The sequence below is a fragment of the Nocardioides sp. Z43_10 genome, from assembly GCF_059766615.1.
This window is the reverse complement of the sequence record NZ_JCBAJY010000005.1, coordinates 249494-265412: the sequence shown is the minus strand read 5'-3', so window position 1 is coordinate 265412 and position 15919 is coordinate 249494. Positions and strand designations below refer to the sequence as shown.

The following is a 15919-nucleotide window of genomic DNA, read 5'->3' as shown; positions in this document are numbered from 1 at the left end:
GTCTGCCCATCACCTTGAGCGCACGCCTTGGCGATGACCGGGTCGGCGGTCTCCCGCCGTAGGTGCACAGGTGACGTCGCGGAATGGGACTAGCCCAATTGGGGAACGGGATGAGAAGAGGCGTCGATGGGCTCGAAGGTTCCGGAGCCGCCGATGTGGATCTGGTTCACCCACAGCGAGATGGGCAACAGCTATGCGCTGGAGGATCACGGCCCCTTTGGCGGCGAGTTGGAGTACTTACTCCCGATCAGCGACGACCTGCGGGACAGCATCTTGCAGTGGTCGCAGGAGTACCAGAGCTTCGAGTCCGGTCTCGGCACCTTGAACCACGATGCTTGGGAGGAGCGTGGCCGAGCGTTGGCCGCCAGACTCAAGGACGAGCTGGGTCCTGGCCACCACATCAGGTATGAGCCGACGTTCACCGATCCACCTCCTGAGTCGGTCTGGAGCAAGGACCCAGGCATCAACGCACTCCTTCGCGAAGCGCGGGACATCCTCGGTGAAGAGCAGCAACACGGTGATCTGACCTGGCCGCCGGTGCGCGCGGTGAGCTTCGACGTCCGCGAGAACAAGCACGGAAGAACCATGACGATCACCTACCAGATCCTGCTGCCTCCCGAGCCGGGGAGAGGCAGCTCAGGCGTGCCTCGCGAAGGCGCTTTCGAGATGCGTCTCGACCATGCCTGGCTCGCCGCCGGGGGACTGGACGACCCCACTGCGCTCGCGGAGGAGATCGCGCGGCGGACGATGGCCGCCGCCCTCGCCGAGGTCGAGAAGCGCTGAACCCTGACATCGTCTATGTCCCGTTCTCCGGGGCCGACGCCCACGGCGGGCGGACCCGGCCCTACAGTCGGGAGAATGCGCACTCGCCGAACCGGACAGAGCTTCACCCACCTGCTGTCTCCCGGCCGGATCGGCCCGATCACCCTGCCGAACCGGGTGATCATGCCGGCGATGGACATGAACGTGTGCCACGAGGGCGAGATCGTCGCGGAGGACATCGAGCACTACGTCGCGCGGGCCGCCGGTGGCACCGGCATGGTGATCACCTCCGCCTCGGCGGTGGCGTTCCCGGTCGGAGCCACCAGCCTCAAGGAGCCGGCGCTCTCCGAGGACCGGTTCATCCCCGGGCTCAAGGCGCTCGCCGACGCGGTGCACGCGGCCGGCTCCCTGCTGTGCGTCCAGGCGACCCACCACGGCAAGGTCGCCCGGGTGGACACTCTCCAGGGCCGGCCGATGCTGGTGCCCTCGAAGCCGGTCGGCAAGCAGGACCTCAGCTCGCTGCGCGACAACACCCCTGAGGAGCTGCGGCTGATGGCGGGGGTGACCGCCGGCAAGGCTCCGTCCTACCGCGAGGCGACCGAGGACGACATCACCTGGCTGATCGAGCAGTTCGCCCAGGCGGCCCGCCGGGTGATGGAGGCCGGTGCCGACGCGATCGAGATCCACTGCGCCCACGGCTACATCCTCGGCGGCTTCCTCAGCAGCGCCGACAACCGGCGTACCGATGGATGGGGCGGATCGCTGGAGAACCGGGCGAAGCTGGCCTGCCAGGTCATCGCCGCGGTCAAGGCGATGGTCGGCGACCGGCTGGCCGTGCTGGTCCGGGTGGCCGGCGAGGAGTTCGGCGAGGAGGGCGCACTCAGCACCGAGGAGTGCATCGAGGCCGCCCGCCTCTTCGAGGCCGCGGGAGCCGACGCCATCCACGTCACCGGCTGGGGTCGCAACCCGTTCCGCGACTTCCTCAAGGGCCCGCTTCCCAACCAGGTCGGCGCCTACCGCGACCAGACCCGCCGGGTGAAGGCCGCCGTCGGCATCCCCGTGATCGCGGTCGGCCGGGTCCTGCCCGAGGTCGGCGAGGAGATCGTCGCCTCCGGCGACGCCGACTTCGTGGCGATGGGGCGCCAGCTGCTGGTGGACCCCGAGCTGGTCAACAAGCTGCGCGCCGGGCGCCGCGAGTCCGTGCGCCCCTGCATCAACTGCTACGTCTGCGTCGAGCAGAACTTCTGGGACGACACCCCGGTCTGCGCGGTCAACCCGGCGCTGGGCGACGAGAAGCAGGCGACGTTCCTGCCCGTCGTGTCCCCGCGTCACGTGGTCGTCGTCGGCGGCGGCCCCGGTGGGATGGAGACGGCGCGGGTGGCCCGCGAGCGCGGCCACCGCGTGACGCTGGTCGAGGCGGGCGACCGGCTGGGCGGCTCCGCCTGGTTCTCCCAGCTCACCACCCCGCCCAACGGCCCCCTCCTGGACTACCAGCAGCACGAGCTCGAGCGGCTCGGCGTCGTCGTCCAGCTGGGGCAGCGGGCCACGGCCGAGTCGATCGCGGCGCTGCGGCCCAGCACCGTGGTGCTCGCCACCGGCGCACACCGCGGGCTGCCGGCCATCCCGGGAGCCGAGCTGGCGCACGTGCAGACCGGAGACTCGCTGCGCGCGCTGCTCACCGGGACCGGTGAGGCCCCGCCTGCCGACAAGAGCCGCAACGGGCGCCTGATGCGCTGGGCCGCGCGGGCCGGGCGACTCACCGGAGCCACCCGTCACCCGGAGCTGATGCGCCGCGCGACGCGTGCGTTCCTGCCGGTCGGCAAGAACGTCACCGTCATCGGCGGCTCGCTGGTGGGCCTGGAGCTGGCCGAGTTCTTCGCCGAGCGAGGCAAGTCGGTCACCGTGCTGGAGAGCGGCGCCCAGGCCGGGCTGCCGATGGCGCTGCCGCGTCGCTGGAACACCGTGCGCACGGCCACCGAGCACGGCGTGAAGATCGAGCGCCAGGCCACCGCCGAGGAGATCACCCCCACCGCGGTGCGCTACCGCGACCACGAGGGCAACGAGCGTTTCGCCCCGGCCGACCTGGTCGTCGTCGCCTCCGAGGTGGCGGCGGGAGCCCCGCTCGAGCAGGAGCTGGTCGAGCGGGGCATCCCGGTCGAGGTGGTCGGAGACGCCGGCGAGGTCGGCTACATCCAGGGTGCGGTGCACTCGGCCTGGCGGGTCGCGCGCGCGCTCTGAGCGCCCGGCGCGAGGCCGTCAGGCGGCGATGGCCTCGCGGACCCGCTCGGTCAGCGCGACGTACTCCGGCAGGCCGCGGATCTCGGCCGCGGGCTGCCTGCCCTGACCGAACACCGCCGGGCAGTCGAGCACGATCCGACCCGGACGCGGACTCATCACCAGCACCCGCGAGCCCAGGAAGACCGCCTCGTCGACGCTGTGGGTGATGAACACGATCGTGCGGCCCGTCGCCCGCCAGATCTCCAGGAGCTCCTCCTGCAGCCGCTCCCGGGTGAGGGCGTCCAGGGCGGCGAACGGCTCGTCCATCAGCACGATGTCGGGCTCGTTCGCCAGCACCCGCGCGATCTGACACCGCTGCTGCATGCCCCCGGAGAGCTCGTAGGGGCGGTGGTCGGCGAACTCCGAGAGCCCCACCAGCTCGAGGTGGTGCCGCGCGATCTCGGCGCGCTCGCGCGACGCCACCCCGCGCAGCTTCGGGCCGAGCTCCACGTTGCGGCGCACGGAGAGCCAGGGGAACAGCGTCGACTGCTGGAAGACGACGCCGCGCTCGGCGCCCGGTCCGCGCACCGGCTCGGCGCCCACGCGGACAGCGCCCGCGGTCGGGGTCATGAACCCCGCCAACAGACGCAGCAGGGTGGTCTTGCCGCAGCCCGACGGCCCGGCGAGGGTCACGAACTCGCCGGGCCGGATCGAGAGGTCGACGGGGCCGAGCGCGGGGATGGCGGTGCCGCCCACCGTGAAGTGATGCGACACGGCCTCGAACTGCACCTCGCGCTGGTGCCCGCTGCGCGCCGGCTCAGCCACCGCTCACGCTCCGGGCAGGCGCGGCGTCGACGTGCTCGGCGTACTGCTTCTGCGTGCCGACCGCCTCGATGCCGCCCTGGTCGAGCAGGAAGCGGGCGGTGGTGAGGAGGTCCTCGGCTAGCTTGCCGCCGAGCCACTCGTCACCGGCCTGCTCCTCGGCGGTGAGGAAGGTCAGACCCTTGATCTGGGTCTTCGCGGCAGCCTGCTCGATGCCGAGCACGGCGGCGATGGACTCGGTGGCGGCGTCCGGGTCGTCCTTGAGGAGACCGACCGCGTGGTCCTGGGCCTTGGCCCACTGCGCCATGAACTCCGGGTTCTCCTCGAGGAACGTCGTGCTGGCGGTCCCCAGGTCGTACGTCGGGCGCCCGGCCTCCGCCGTGTCCGCGCTCGAGAGCAGCCGCGTCCCGCCGTCGTCGAGGAGCTGGCTCTGCACCGGGTCCCAGACCCAGGCGGCGTCGATCTGGTCGCCCTGCCAGGCCGCCGGCATCTTGTCGGGGTCGAGGTTGATCACCTCGACGTCCTTGCCCGCCTCGAGCCCGGCGTCGGTCAGGGCCTGCAGCAGCGAGTAGTGGGCGGTGCTGCTGAACGGCACCGCGACCTTCTTGCCGCTCAGCCCCTTGATGTCCTTGATCGCCGGGTCCCTGACGACCAGGGACTCCGCGTCACCGATCACGTCGTGGATCCACACCACCGAGAGGTCGACGTCGTCGACGACGGGCTTCGACGAGGCGATGGTCGCGGGGGAGGAGCCCATCAGCCCGAGGTCGACGTCGCCGGAGCCGTAGTACTTCACCACGTCGCCCCCGGAGGCGGCCTGGACCCAGGAGATCTTCGCGTTCGGCATGCAGGCCTCCAGCAGGCCGAGGTCCTTGACCACCACGTCCGCGTTCGGGATGGGCTGCCAGGCGATGCGGGCGCTGGCCGTCACCGACTCGTCGGGCTCCCAGGGGCACTCGGACTCCGATGCCGCGGCGCTGGTGCTGCGTCCTGACTCCACGCAGCCGGACAGGGACAGCGCGAGCGCGGCGGCGGCCAGGGCGGCCGCACCTCGCCGGGATGGTGTGATCACTGATGCTCCTTCTCAAGGCCCGTGCGGGCGGTCATGCCTTGCCCCGCCAGGGGACAAGGACGGATTCGAGGGTCTTCAACCCGAGGTCGAGGGCGATCGCGGCCAGGCCGATGACGATGATCGAGGCGATGACCAGCGCGCTCTGCAGCTGCTCGCCGGCCAGGTAGGCGAGGCCGCCGATGCCGGGGATGCCGTTGGCGATCTCCGCGGCGACGACGGTGGTCCAGGCGAAGCCAGTGGCGACCCGGATCCCGGTCAGCACCTCGGGCAGGGTGGCCGGCAGGACCACGGTGGTGAGCACCTGCCGTCTCGAGGCGCCCAGCGAGCGGACCGCGTTGACCTGGTCCTCGCGCACGCCGCGCACGCCGCTGATGGTGGCCATCGCCACCGGGGGAAACGCGGCCAGGAACAGCAGCCAGATCTTGGAGGTGTCGCCGATGCCGAACCAGACGATGAGCAGCCCGATGTAGGCCAGCGGCGGCAGCGAGCGCAGGAAGTTCAGGTACGGCTCGAGCAGCGTCCCCAGCCAGGTCGTCCCCATCACCAGCCCGAGCGGCACGCCGACGGCCACGCCGGCTCCGACGCCGATCGCGATCCGCTGGAGGCTGGCGAGCAGGTGCTCCCACAGGTAGTAGTTCTGCTCGCCGCGGACCATCCGCTCGGATCCCGGGCTGAGGGGGTGGTCGGTGTTCGCGCGGACGAAGGCATCCCAGACCGCCCCTGGCGAGGGCAGGTACAGCGCGCGGACCAGGCCGGCCTCGGTGACCAGCCACCACACGAGCACCAGCGTCGCGAGCGACGAGCAGTGCAGCGCCGCCCGGCGGAGGCGCTGGCTGCGCCGCGCGCGCCGGACCTCGTCGCGCTCGCCGGAGGCGGCCCGCGGGGGCCGGGGCCCCGAGGGTGGGGCGCCGAGCGTGGCGCTCGGAGCGTGGGTCTGTGTCATGGGGAGCAGGCCTCCTTCGATCCCGTGACGGAGCGTCGCAGGACGCGGAGGGATTAAAGCATAGTTATCCACTAGACATAGACGTAAAGACGGATGGTGAGACATTGGCGGTGATGGTGTGCTCCAGTGGCACCGCGGCCACGTCCACCGACCTCCCGGAGGAGTCCCATGCCTCAGACACCGCTCGCGCTCTTCGGCACCGACGCCCTGCTCAGCGACGAGGAGCGGGCGATGCGTGACACGGTCCGCCAGTTCGTCGAGTCCAAGGTCAAGCCACGGGTGGCCGACTGGTACGAGGAGGGCCGCATCCCGGCGCGCGAGCTGGCCCGGGAGCTGGGCGACCTGGGCGTGCTCGGCATGCACCTGGAGGGCTACGGGTGCGCCGGCACCAGCGCCACGGCGTACGGGCTGGCCTGCATGGAGCTGGAGGCGGCCGACTCGGGGCTGCGATCACTGGTCTCGGTGCAGGGCTCGCTGGCGATGTTCGCGATCTGGCAGCACGGCTCCCCGGAGCAGAAGGAGGAGTGGCTGCCGTCGATGGCCGCCGGTGAGGCGATCGGTTGCTTCGGGCTGACCGAGCCCGACTTCGGCTCCGACCCCGGCGGGATGCGCACCCGCGCCGTGCGCGACGGCGACGACTGGGTGCTCAGCGGCACCAAGATGTGGATCACCAACGGCTCGGTGGCCGACGTCGCCGTGGTCTGGGCGCAGACCGAGGAGGGGGTGCGCGGCTTCGTGGTGCCCACCGGTACGCCGGGCTTCGGCGCCGTGGAGATCAAGCGGAAGATGTCCCTGCGCGCCTCGGTCACCAGCGAGCTCGTGCTCGACCGGGTGCGGCTGCCCGACACCGCCCGGCTGCCCGGCGCCCGGGGGCTGTCGGGGCCGCTGTCGTGCCTGAACGAGGCCCGGTTCGGGATCGTCTTCGGCTCGCTCGGCGCCGCCCGCGACTGCCTGGAGACGGCGCTGGCCTACGCCGCTCAGCGCGAGATCTTCGACCGGAGCCTGAGCGGCTTCCAGCTCACCCAGGCCAAGCTCGCCGACATGGCCCTCGAGCTCGGCAAGGGGATGCTGCTCGCGCTGCACCTCGGCCGGCTCAAGGACGCCGGCACGCTGCGTCCCGAGCAGGTCAGCCTCGGCAAGCTGAACAATGTGCGCGAGGCGCTCGCCATCGCGCGCGAGTGCCGCACGATCCTCGGCGCCGCCGGGATCACGCTGGAGTACCCGCTGATGCGCCACGCCAACAACCTCGAGTCCGTGCTGACCTACGAGGGCACCAGCGAGGTGCACCAGCTCGTCATCGGCCAGGCGCTGACGGGCGAGTCGGCGTTCCGCTGAGGCGGGTCGACCCCAGGATCGGCCCGTGTCGCTCGTCTCGCCCGCGTCGCCCCTCGCCCACCCGGACTACCGGTGGCTGGTCACCGGCACCACGACCAGCGCCCTGGGCAACGCCATCACACCGGTGGCGCTCGCCTTCGCCGTGCTCGACCTCGGAGGCTCGGCGACCGAGCTCGGGCTCGTCGGGGCTGCCTACGCGCTGACCAACGTGCTCACCACGCTGTTCGGCGGCGTGCTCGGGGACCGGCTGCCGCGGGCGGTGCTGATGCAGGGCTCGGCGCTCGGGGCCGCGCTCACGCACGGGTTCATGGCCGTGAGCCTGATCGGGGGCTGGTCGAGCATCCTGCTGCTGGGCCTGGTCGGCATGCTCAACGGCGCACTGTCCGCGCTGAGCGGTCCGGCATCGTCGGCCCTGACCCGTCAGACCGTGCCCGACGAGCTCCTGGCGACGGCCGTGACGCTACGACGGCTGCTGCAGAACCTGGCGATGATCGGCGGGTTCGCCGGCGCCGGCATCCTCGTCGCGCTGGCCGGTCCGGGCTGGCCGATCCTCGTGGACGCCGCGTCGTTCGCGGTGGCGGCGTACTGCTTCCACCGGCTCCGGGTGGCGCCGCTGCCGGCCGGAGACGGGTCGACGTCGCTGCTGGGCGAGCTGGGGGAGGGCGCCTGCGAGGTCCTCCGGCACACCTGGCTGTGGACGCTGATCCTGCAGGCGACCCTCTACCACCTCTTCTACGGCGGGGTGCAGGGCGTGCTGGGGCCCATCGCCGTGCGCGACGCCTGGGACGAGGCCGCCTGGGGCTGGGCGCTGGCCACGCTGATGGCTGGGTTCATGGCCGGCGGTCTGGTCTCGCTGTGGTTCCGGCCGCGCCGCGGGCTGTTCGTCGGCACCGTCGTACTGGCGCTGACGGCGTGCTTCCCGGCGGCCATCGCGCTCGGCGACACCCTCACCCTGCTCCTGCTGGGCGCGTTCCTGCACGGTGCCGGCCTGGAGTTCTTCTCGATCAACTGGGACCTGTCCATCCAGCAGAACATCGCCCCAGACAAGCTCGCCCGGGTCTACTCCTTCGACCTCGTCGGGTCGTTCCTGGCCCGTCCGCTCGGGCTGGTGCTCACCGGCCCGATCAGCGCCGTCACCGGCTTGACCGCCTGGCTGTGGGTCTGCGTGGCGGTGATGGCCGGCGGCTCGCTGCTCGCCGCGGCCCTGCCGTCGGTGCGGCGCCTGAGCGGCGGCAGCCGCTGTCCGCGTGATCGTGCCCGCCGAGCGGGTTTCGTCATCTTCGACGCTGGTGGGGCAGACCCCCGTAGGGTCGAGGCAGCAACTCCTGGGTCGCGCTCGCGGCCGCAGTCGCCCACCGCAGAGGAACCACGCACCCATGGCTTTCTGGGACCAGCTCAAGCAGCGCAGCAACGACATGAACGACCAGCTCCAGCTCAAGGTCGGCCAGTTCAAGAACAAGGACTTCGCGAAGGCCGCGATGGGCATGTGCGCCCTGATCGCGGCGGCCGACGGGAACGTCGACGCCGGGGAGCGGGCCAAGGTCGTCGGACTCATCTCGAGCAACGACGTCCTCAAGGTCTTCCCCGCCGCCGACCTGCGCACCGACTTCGAGGGCTTCTGCGACAAGCTCAACAACGACTACGACTTCGGGAAGCTCGAGGTCCTCCAGGTGATCGGGAAGCTGAAGAAGAAGGAGGACCAGGCGCGGGCGGTCATCCAGATCGGCATCATCATCGGCGGCGCCGACGGGAACTTCGACGAGAACGAGAAGCTGGCCGTGCGCGACGCGTGCTTCGCCGTCGGGATCAACCCGGTGGAGTTCGACCTCGGCTGAGCCTGCCGCAGGGGCGGCGTCTGCACGGTCGTGCCGCGACCCTGGCGCCAAACGAGAACGTGTTCTAGTGTGCCCGGCGTGGCCCTCAACATCGCTGACCTCTTCGAACACGCCGTCGATGCCGCCCCGGACAAGCCCGCCGTGAAGGTGGGGGACCGGATGGTGACCCTTGCCGAGCTGGAGGCCGACGCCAACCGGCTCGCGCACTTCCTCGCCTCCCGGGGCGTCGGCCCCGGCGACCACGTTGGCGTCTACGCCAAGAACAGCATCGAGCACGTGGTCGCGGTCATGGCGGTGACGAAGATCCGCGCGGTCAACGTCAACGTGAACTATCGCTACGTCGAGGGCGAGCTCGACTACCTCTTCGACAACGCCGACCTGGTCGCGCTCGTCCACGAGCGTTCGTATGCGCCGCTGGTGGAGCGGTGCGCCCCCAAGCACCAGAAGCTGCAGACCCTGGTGGTCATGCCGGACGTGATGGAGCCCGACAGCACCGCGGACTTCTCGTCGTACGGCGGAGTGCTGTGGGAGGACGCGCTGGCCGGGCAGAGCCCCGAACGGGACTTCGACGAGCGCAGCCCCGACGACATCCACATCATCTACACCGGAGGCACGACCGGGTTCCCCAAGGGCGTGATGTGGCGCCACGAGGACTTCTGGCGGGTGCTCGGCGGCGGCATCGACTTCATGACCGGCCAGGCGCTGGGGGAGTACGACCAGTCCGAGCAGGCCAAGCAGGACGGGCGGATGGTCACCTTCCCGCTGAGCCCGCTGATGCACGGTGGAGCGCAGGCGGGGCTGCTGATGCACCTGTTCGCCGGCCACCTGACGATCCTCGAGCCGAAGTTCGACCCGGTGCGGACCTGGCAGGTCATCGAGCGCGAGGGCGTCCAGCTGATCTTCATGACCGGGGACGCGATGGCGCGCCCGTTGATCGAGACCTACGAGGCCGGCGACTACGACTGCCCCGACCTGATCGCGATCTCCAGCTCGGCCGCCATCTTCAGCCGCTCGGTCAAGGAGCGCTGGATGGCCGCCTTCCCGAACAGCTTCTTCACCGACTCCGTCGGGGCCTCGGAGACCGGCTTCCAAGGGACCGGGCTGCAGGAGGTGGGCAACATCCGCAGCGACGGCCCGCTGGTCTCGCTCGGGCCCTCGACCGTCGTGCTCGACGAGGCCAACCGGGTGCTGGATCCCGCCACCAACGTAGGCAAGGTCGGTCGCCTCGGGCGGATGGGCCACGTCCCGGTCGGCTACTACAAGGACCCCGTGAAGTCGGCCCAGACGTTCATCGAGATCGACGGGGAGCGCTGCTCGGTGCCGGGAGACTTCGCGCGGATCGAGCCCGACAACAAGGTGGTGCTGCTCGGGCGGGGCTCCAACTGCGTCAACACCGGCGGCGAGAAGGTCTACCCCGAGGAGGTCGAGACCGCGCTGATGGCACACCCCGGCGTGTACGACGTGCTCGTGGTCGGGGTCCCGGACGAGAAGTACGGGCAGGCGGTGGCGGCGGTGGTCCAGCCCCGCGAGGGCCACACCGTCGAGCTGGAGGAGCTGCGCAGCTTCCTGCGCGCGTCGCTGTCGGGCTACAAGCTGCCGCGGGTGCTCGCCGTCGTGGACAAGATCCCGCGCTCGGCCGCCGGGAAGGCGCAGTACCCGCGGGCGAAGGAGATGGCGGCTGCGGTGCTGGCGGACCAGGCTCGCGTGTGACGAGGTGAGCGGCACGTCTCCGGCGCAGGGGACGGTACGTCGCGAGCGCGGTACCCGATCGGGATGAAGCACAGCGTCTGTGCGTCCTCCCCTCCACACCGGGCCCTGAAGGACGAGTAGGCGCAACCGCCACCAATTGCTGCTTGCTGCCATGATCGGTGCCATAACGGCGGACCCGGCGATGACCAGCCCGACGGGGAGGACCTCGTGCAGCTGAGGATCACGATCGGCGATCAGCGCTTCACGGCGACGCTGGACGACAGCGCCGCCTCCCAGGACCTTTTCGCGCAGGTGCCGGTGACCGTCGACATGGTCGACCACGGCGGGGTGGAGAAGACCGGGCCGCTTCCTGAGCCGCTCTCCCTCGACGGCCAGCCCGAGGGCATGGACCCCGACGTTGGCGACGTGGGCTACTACGCACCCGGGAACCACCTCGTCCTCTACTACGGCGACCAGTCGTACTTCCCCGGCATCGTGGTTCTGGGCAGGCTCGACGGTGATGCCGCTGAGCGCATCGCGGCGCTTGACGGCGCGGTCACCGCCACCGTCGAGGCGGTGTGATGAGCATGTCGCTGTAGGAGTTCCTGCGTCACGTGGACAGTGGCGCGGCGATCGAGGGTGGGTTCGAGCACCATCGCTTCATGCGCGACACTGCCCAGGAAGCGAAGAACCTGCGCCTGGGCAACTGGTTACGGGCCCGCAGACTCCTAGTAGCGCGAGGTCGTCGTGCTGGCTACTGCTCGCGCGGGTACGCGGAAGAACCGGTGAACGCGGGCCTGCCTAGGGTGGCCCGACGAACGACCCAGTCAGGGGCCGCGGGCCGGTTCGGGCGCACGGGCTGAGACCCGGGCGTTCAGGCACATGGAGCGGTCTCCACGGGGCGCACAGCGGGATCGTCGACCGGCTTGAACACGCGGACTGCACCGCCGTCGTCGCGGTAGCGTGCCTGGTCCTCGGCCACGCGCACCATGAGCCCGGTGCCCTGCCAATGCCGGGGCTGCAGGCCTCCCCAGCCGAACTGCTTCTCGAACGGCACGTTCCACTGTTCGCCGTCGAACGAGACAGGGACGACGAAGCAGTGGTTGACGCTCACCGTCACCCTCCTAGGGGCGGGCTCCGTCGCCGGAGGCGTGGCTTCCGTGTGGGGCTGCGCTGTTCCGGGGGCGGCGCCACAACCGCCGGTCAGGGCGAGCGCAGCGACCACGCAGGGCAGCGCGAGGAGACGCATCACTTCCCTGGGACGCATCAGTGGCTCGTGGGGTTCCCTCACCTCGATCGGCGGTGGGTGAGAGCCGTCTCGGTGGTTGAGGAGCGAGCGCGAGCGGGCGTCTTCGAGAACGCTTTCGGATGAGTTCTCCACAGTCCGCGTGTCGGGGCGGTTTCTGGGGGCAGGAGTGTCGGTGCTGCCTGCTTGAGTGGATCCATGACCCGGACCGCCACCCCCGACACCGCTCGTGCGGTGCTGGCTGCCGCGCGGGTCTCGCGGGGTACGGCGGATGCGGCCGAGGCTCGTCAGCTGCAGTTGGCGGTGGACTGGGCGGCGATGCACTCGGTGGAGTCGTTGGAGGCGGCGGCGGTGATCCACGGGCCGTACGGCGACCATGGGATCCCGGTCGCGGGACCCGGGGCGCCTCTGGTCGCGGAGTTCGCGGTCACCGAGTTCGCCCTCGCGATCGGCATGTCTACCGACGCCGGGCGCCGGTATGTGGGTCAGGCTCTCGAGCTGCGCCACCGGCTGCCGAAGGTCTGGGCGCGGGTGGTGACTGGGGACCTCGTGGCGTGGAAAGCACGACGCATCGCGGACGCGACGCTGAGCCTGGTCCCGGCGGGTGCGGGGTTCGTGGACACCCACGTCGCCGCGGTGGCGCACAAGATCGGTGTCGCCGCCCTGGACCGGTTGGTCGAGGAGGCGCGGGTGCGGTTCCAGCCAGAGGAGGCCGAGCAGCGGCGCCGCGCGGCTGCGGACGGGCGGTGTTTCGACATCGACACCGATCAGGTCTCCTACGACGGCACCATGACGGTGCGCGGGGAGCTCGACCTCGCCGACGCGTTGGACCTCGACGCTGCGGTGGCTGCGGGTGCGGCGCAGCAGCAGGCGTTGGGGTCGGTGGACCCGTTGGGCGTGCGGCGGGCGAAGGCCGCGGGGGAGCTGGCACGGCGCCAGCTTGCCCTCGACCTGGGCGCCGGCGAGGCAGCCGCAGGTCAGTGCGGTGGATCCGACGCACCGTGTGCTTCCGATCAACCGCACACTGCTGCGCAGGGCGACACCGATAAGGCCCGGCGACCGCGTCAGGTGGTGCTCTACGTCCACCTCTCCCACGACGCGCTGCGCGCCCGGGGCCTCGACGACACCGACGTACACCTGGCGCGCGTGGAGAACACCGCCTCCTTCGTCTCGGTCGACCAGATCCGCGACTGGTGCGCCACCCCCGACACCCAGGTGATCGTGAAGCCGGTCATCGATCTCGAGGACCACGTCCACGTCAACGCCTACGAGACCCCCGACCGCCTCGTCGAACGCCTGACCCTCATCGACCACACCTGCGTCTTCCCCTGGTGCACCCGACCAGCCCGACGCCTCACGCCCGAGCAGCATCGCGCCGACTGCGACCACATCCAAGACCACGCCACCGGCGGCACCACCTGCTCATGCAACCTCGCCCCACTCTGCCGGCGACATCACCGCCACAAGACCCACAGCCCCTGGAGCTACACCGCCCTCGACAAGGGCAGCTACCTGTGGACCAGCCCCCAGGGCTACCAGTACCTGCGCGACCACACCGGCACCCTCGACGTCTCCCGAGACCGCCGACGCGCGAATCCGCACGCCACCCCGCCCAAGCCGGACCTGCCTCCACCCGACCAGTAGGTGCCCCGCCCCGCACCCCGCCCAGGCACCACCCGGCGGGGTCAGTGGCACGTCCGCGCCACACCGGCGGGCGCGGCGGCCTCCCGACTTCCGCGTTCGGCGGGGTAGGTGAGGCTACGATGCCCGAGTCCGCGCGCTGGGAGGGTGCCATGAACCTGGAGAATGTCGTCTTCGGCTTCTTCGTGCTGCTCGCGGCGACCCTCAACTTCGGGTTCACCCTCGGCGACATCGGTGACCCGGCGGTGCACAACGTCTACGAGCTGTTCGCCGCTGTGGTGGTGAACCTGATCGCCACGGTGCTCAAGTTCGGTGACCGCACCCAGATCGGCGCCGTGCACCTGGCGACCAGCCTGGTGGCCAGCCTGCAGCTCATCGCGGCTGCCGTGGTCTGGTCCTACGCCAGCCACGTGACCGAGGCCGGCATGACCGTCGAGATGACCTCGGCGGTGGTCTCGCTGTCCGCCGGCGCGCTCTTCGCCAACGTGGTCTCGGTGGTCCTGCTCGTCGTCGAGACCGTCTCGTTCCAGCGTCGCTGACGGGGCCGAGCCCATGGGGAACCGGCTACCGAGCAGCCTGGCCGGGATCGTCGGCGGCCGCACCCGGCGCGAGCACGTGGAGGCCGTCGCCGTCGAGCTCCCCGAGGGTGCCCAGGAGCAGGCCACCGCCGGCATCTTCCTCGTCCTGCGGCGGATGCGCGCGCCGCTGATCCTGCTCATCGCGCTCTTCGCGCTGAGCGTGCTGGGACTGTCCCTGATCCCGGGCACCGACGCGGCCGGCCAGCCGCACCGGCTCAGCCTCTTCGACGCCTTCTACTTCATGAGCTACACCGCCACCACGATCGGGTTCGGCGAGCTGCCCTACCCGTTCTCGCCCGCCCAGCGGATGTGGGTCACCGGCTCGATCTTCATGTCGGTGATCGGCTGGGCCTACGCGATCGGCTCGATGCTCTCGCTGGTGCAGGACCGTGCCTTCCGCCGCGCCGTGGCCCGCCGGCTCTTCGAGCGCAAGGTGCGCCACATCGGCGCGCCGTACCTCCTGCTGATCGGGTACGGCGAGATCGGCCGGCGCATCGCCCGCTCGCTGGACGACATGGGCCGCCGCTTCGTGATCATCGATCGCGACGACGAGCGGGCGGCGTCCATCGAGCTGGACGCCTACCGGGCCGACGTCCCGGTCCTGGTCGGCGACGCCCGCAACACCGACAACCTCATCCTCGCCGGGCTGGGCAGCGCCGACTGCGAAGCCGTCCTCGCCCTGAGCGAGCACGACGACGTCAACCTCGACGTCGCGATGACCACGTCGCTGATCCGGCCCACCCTGCCGGTGATCGCCCAGGCCAGCTCGCACGAGACCGAGGACCGGATGCGCGCCTTCGGGGACACCGAGGTGGTCAACCCGCTCGAGCGCTTCGGCAACCACCTGCGGATCCTGTACCGCTCCCCGGCGGCCCACCAGCTGATGATGTGGCTGACCAGCGCGCCCGGCACCCCGCTCCCACAGCGCCGACCGCCCCTGCCGCGTGGGCGCTGGGTGGTCTGCGGCTTCGACGACTTCGGCCGCGACATCACCGCGGACCTGCGCCAGGAGCACATCGAGGTGACGGTCGTCGAGGGCGAGCGCGTCCAGGGTGGCGCCGACCGCTTCCCGCAGGCCGCCCTCGACGAGGCCGACCTGTCCAGCGCCGTCGCCTTCGTCGCCGCCACCCACAACGACATGACGAACCTGTGGCTGCTGGAGGTGGCACGGCTCGCCAATCCCGACCTGGTCCTCGTCGCCCGGCACAACGAGCCCGGCAACGCCGCCCTGTTCGAGGCGCTCGGCATCGACCACGCGATGGTCCGCGCCGAGGTGGTCGCCCACGAGGTCCTCGCCCGCCTCGCCAACCCCTCCCTGATGCGCTTCCTGCCCCAAGTCCCGCACCTCGGTGACGCGTGGGCCGCGCAGGTCGTCGACCGGCTGGTCCAGCGGTGCGGACCCTGGACACCGAACATCTGGCGCGTCGAGATCGGCGAGCGTGACGCCCCCGCCGTGATGCCCTGGCTGGAGGCAGGCCAGGTGCGTCTCGGTGACCTGCTGCGCTCCCCGAACGATCGGGAGAGCCCCTTGGCCGCCGTCCCGCTCGCCCTGCTGCGTGACGAGGTGGTGACCCCGGCGCCTGAGGACGACGAGCTCCTCCGGCCGGGGGACAGGCTCCTGGTCGCAGGGCGCCCCTCGGCGCGCCACGCCCTGGAGGCGACGCTCACCCAGGAGACCTCCGCGGCGTACGTCCTCGCCGACGAGGTGATCCCGTCGGCCTGGATCTGGCGGAGACTGGCCCGAGCCCGGGCGAGGCGGCGCCCCAGCAGGTGACCTGC

Annotated in this window: 14 protein-coding genes and 1 pseudogene; 10 read left to right on the top strand and 5 right to left on the bottom strand. The window is 71.0% G+C overall.

Annotation, left to right across the window (positions count from 1 at the left end; all coding sequences use genetic code 11):
• Positions 1 to 126 precede the first annotated feature (126 nt).
• Both AC6EI4_RS11565 and AC6EI4_RS11560 read left to right on the top strand, forming a co-directional pair.
• Positions 127 to 783: a hypothetical protein gene (locus AC6EI4_RS11565; protein ID WP_498451534.1), complete on the top strand. Its 657-nt coding sequence runs from the start codon at positions 127 to 129 to the stop codon at positions 781 to 783.
• A gap of 75 nt (positions 784 to 858) precedes the next feature.
• Positions 859 to 3000 carry an oxidoreductase gene (locus tag AC6EI4_RS11560; protein ID WP_498451533.1) on the top strand — a complete coding sequence of 714 codons (2142 nt, stop codon included), beginning with the start codon at positions 859 to 861 and terminating at the stop codon, positions 2998 to 3000.
• A gap of 18 nt (positions 3001 to 3018) precedes the next feature.
• On the opposite strand, the gene AC6EI4_RS11555 is transcribed toward AC6EI4_RS11560, so the two are convergent.
• From AC6EI4_RS11555 to AC6EI4_RS11545, 3 genes are read right to left on the bottom strand one after another with little or no spacing between them, the layout of a single operon-like run.
• On the bottom strand, positions 3019 to 3804 hold the full coding sequence (locus tag AC6EI4_RS11555; RefSeq protein WP_498451532.1) for an ABC transporter ATP-binding protein: 786 nt from the start codon (positions 3802 to 3804) through the stop codon (positions 3019 to 3021).
• Positions 3797 to 4873 (bottom strand): taurine ABC transporter substrate-binding protein, encoded by a 1077-nt coding sequence (locus tag AC6EI4_RS11550; protein ID WP_498451531.1) that lies wholly within the window; start codon positions 4871 to 4873, stop codon positions 3797 to 3799. Before AC6EI4_RS11550 ends, AC6EI4_RS11555 begins: the two co-directional genes overlap by 8 nt.
• 31 nt (positions 4874 to 4904) lie before the next feature.
• The gene (locus tag AC6EI4_RS11545; protein ID WP_498451530.1) at positions 4905 to 5816 is read right to left on the bottom strand and encodes an ABC transporter permease; all 912 of its coding nucleotides are present in this window, start codon (positions 5814 to 5816) and stop codon (positions 4905 to 4907) included.
• Positions 5817 to 5984: 168 nt separating this feature from the next.
• Between AC6EI4_RS11545 and AC6EI4_RS11540 the strand changes: the two genes are divergently transcribed.
• Both AC6EI4_RS11540 and AC6EI4_RS11535 read left to right on the top strand, forming a co-directional pair.
• Positions 5985 to 7151: an acyl-CoA dehydrogenase family protein gene (locus tag AC6EI4_RS11540; protein ID WP_498451529.1), complete on the top strand. Its 1167-nt coding sequence runs from the start codon at positions 5985 to 5987 to the stop codon at positions 7149 to 7151.
• 25 nt (positions 7152 to 7176) lie between these two features.
• Positions 7177 to 8004, top strand: a pseudogene (locus AC6EI4_RS11535) (MFS transporter); the annotation flags it as partial.
• A 206-nt stretch (positions 8005 to 8210) separates the two neighbouring features.
• Here AC6EI4_RS11535 and AC6EI4_RS11530 read toward each other — a convergent pair.
• Entirely contained in the window at positions 8211 to 8429 is a 219-nt protein-coding gene (locus tag AC6EI4_RS11530) for a hypothetical protein (protein WP_498451528.1), read from the bottom strand.
• Positions 8430 to 8527: 98 nt separating this feature from the next.
• Here AC6EI4_RS11530 and AC6EI4_RS11525 point away from each other — a divergent pair, with 98 nt between their 5' ends.
• The 3 genes from AC6EI4_RS11525 (at position 8528) to AC6EI4_RS11515 (ending at position 11257) form a co-directional block, all read left to right on the top strand.
• Positions 8528 to 8986: a tellurite resistance TerB family protein gene (locus AC6EI4_RS11525; protein WP_498424966.1), complete on the top strand. Its 459-nt coding sequence runs from the start codon at positions 8528 to 8530 to the stop codon at positions 8984 to 8986.
• Between the two features lie 78 nt (positions 8987 to 9064).
• Positions 9065 to 10696 (top strand): acyl-CoA synthetase, encoded by a 1632-nt coding sequence (locus AC6EI4_RS11520; protein ID WP_498451527.1) that lies wholly within the window; start codon positions 9065 to 9067, stop codon positions 10694 to 10696.
• A 207-nt stretch (positions 10697 to 10903) separates the two neighbouring features.
• The gene (locus AC6EI4_RS11515) at positions 10904 to 11257 is read left to right on the top strand and encodes a cyclophilin-like fold protein (RefSeq protein ID WP_498451526.1); all 354 of its coding nucleotides are present in this window, start codon (positions 10904 to 10906) and stop codon (positions 11255 to 11257) included.
• A gap of 292 nt (positions 11258 to 11549) precedes the next feature.
• Here AC6EI4_RS11515 and AC6EI4_RS11510 read toward each other — a convergent pair whose 3' ends face one another.
• Complete coding sequence (locus AC6EI4_RS11510) at positions 11550 to 11789, bottom strand: hypothetical protein (RefSeq protein ID WP_498451525.1); 240 nt, start codon at positions 11787 to 11789, stop codon at positions 11550 to 11552.
• Between the two features lie 330 nt (positions 11790 to 12119).
• Between AC6EI4_RS11510 and AC6EI4_RS11505 the strand changes: the two genes are divergently transcribed.
• The 3 genes from AC6EI4_RS11505 to AC6EI4_RS11495 all read left to right on the top strand — a co-directional run bounded on the left by AC6EI4_RS11505 (position 12120) and on the right by AC6EI4_RS11495 (position 15914).
• Complete coding sequence (locus AC6EI4_RS11505) at positions 12120 to 13565, top strand: HNH endonuclease signature motif containing protein (RefSeq protein WP_498451524.1); 1446 nt, start codon at positions 12120 to 12122, stop codon at positions 13563 to 13565.
• Between the two features lie 149 nt (positions 13566 to 13714).
• The gene (locus AC6EI4_RS11500) at positions 13715 to 14101 is read left to right on the top strand and encodes a DUF6394 family protein (RefSeq protein ID WP_498451523.1); all 387 of its coding nucleotides are present in this window, start codon (positions 13715 to 13717) and stop codon (positions 14099 to 14101) included.
• Between the two features lie 13 nt (positions 14102 to 14114).
• Positions 14115 to 15914, top strand: coding sequence for an NAD-binding protein (locus tag AC6EI4_RS11495; RefSeq protein WP_498451522.1), 1800 nt, complete (start codon positions 14115 to 14117; stop codon positions 15912 to 15914).
• The last annotated feature ends 5 nt before the right edge of the window (positions 15915 to 15919 follow it).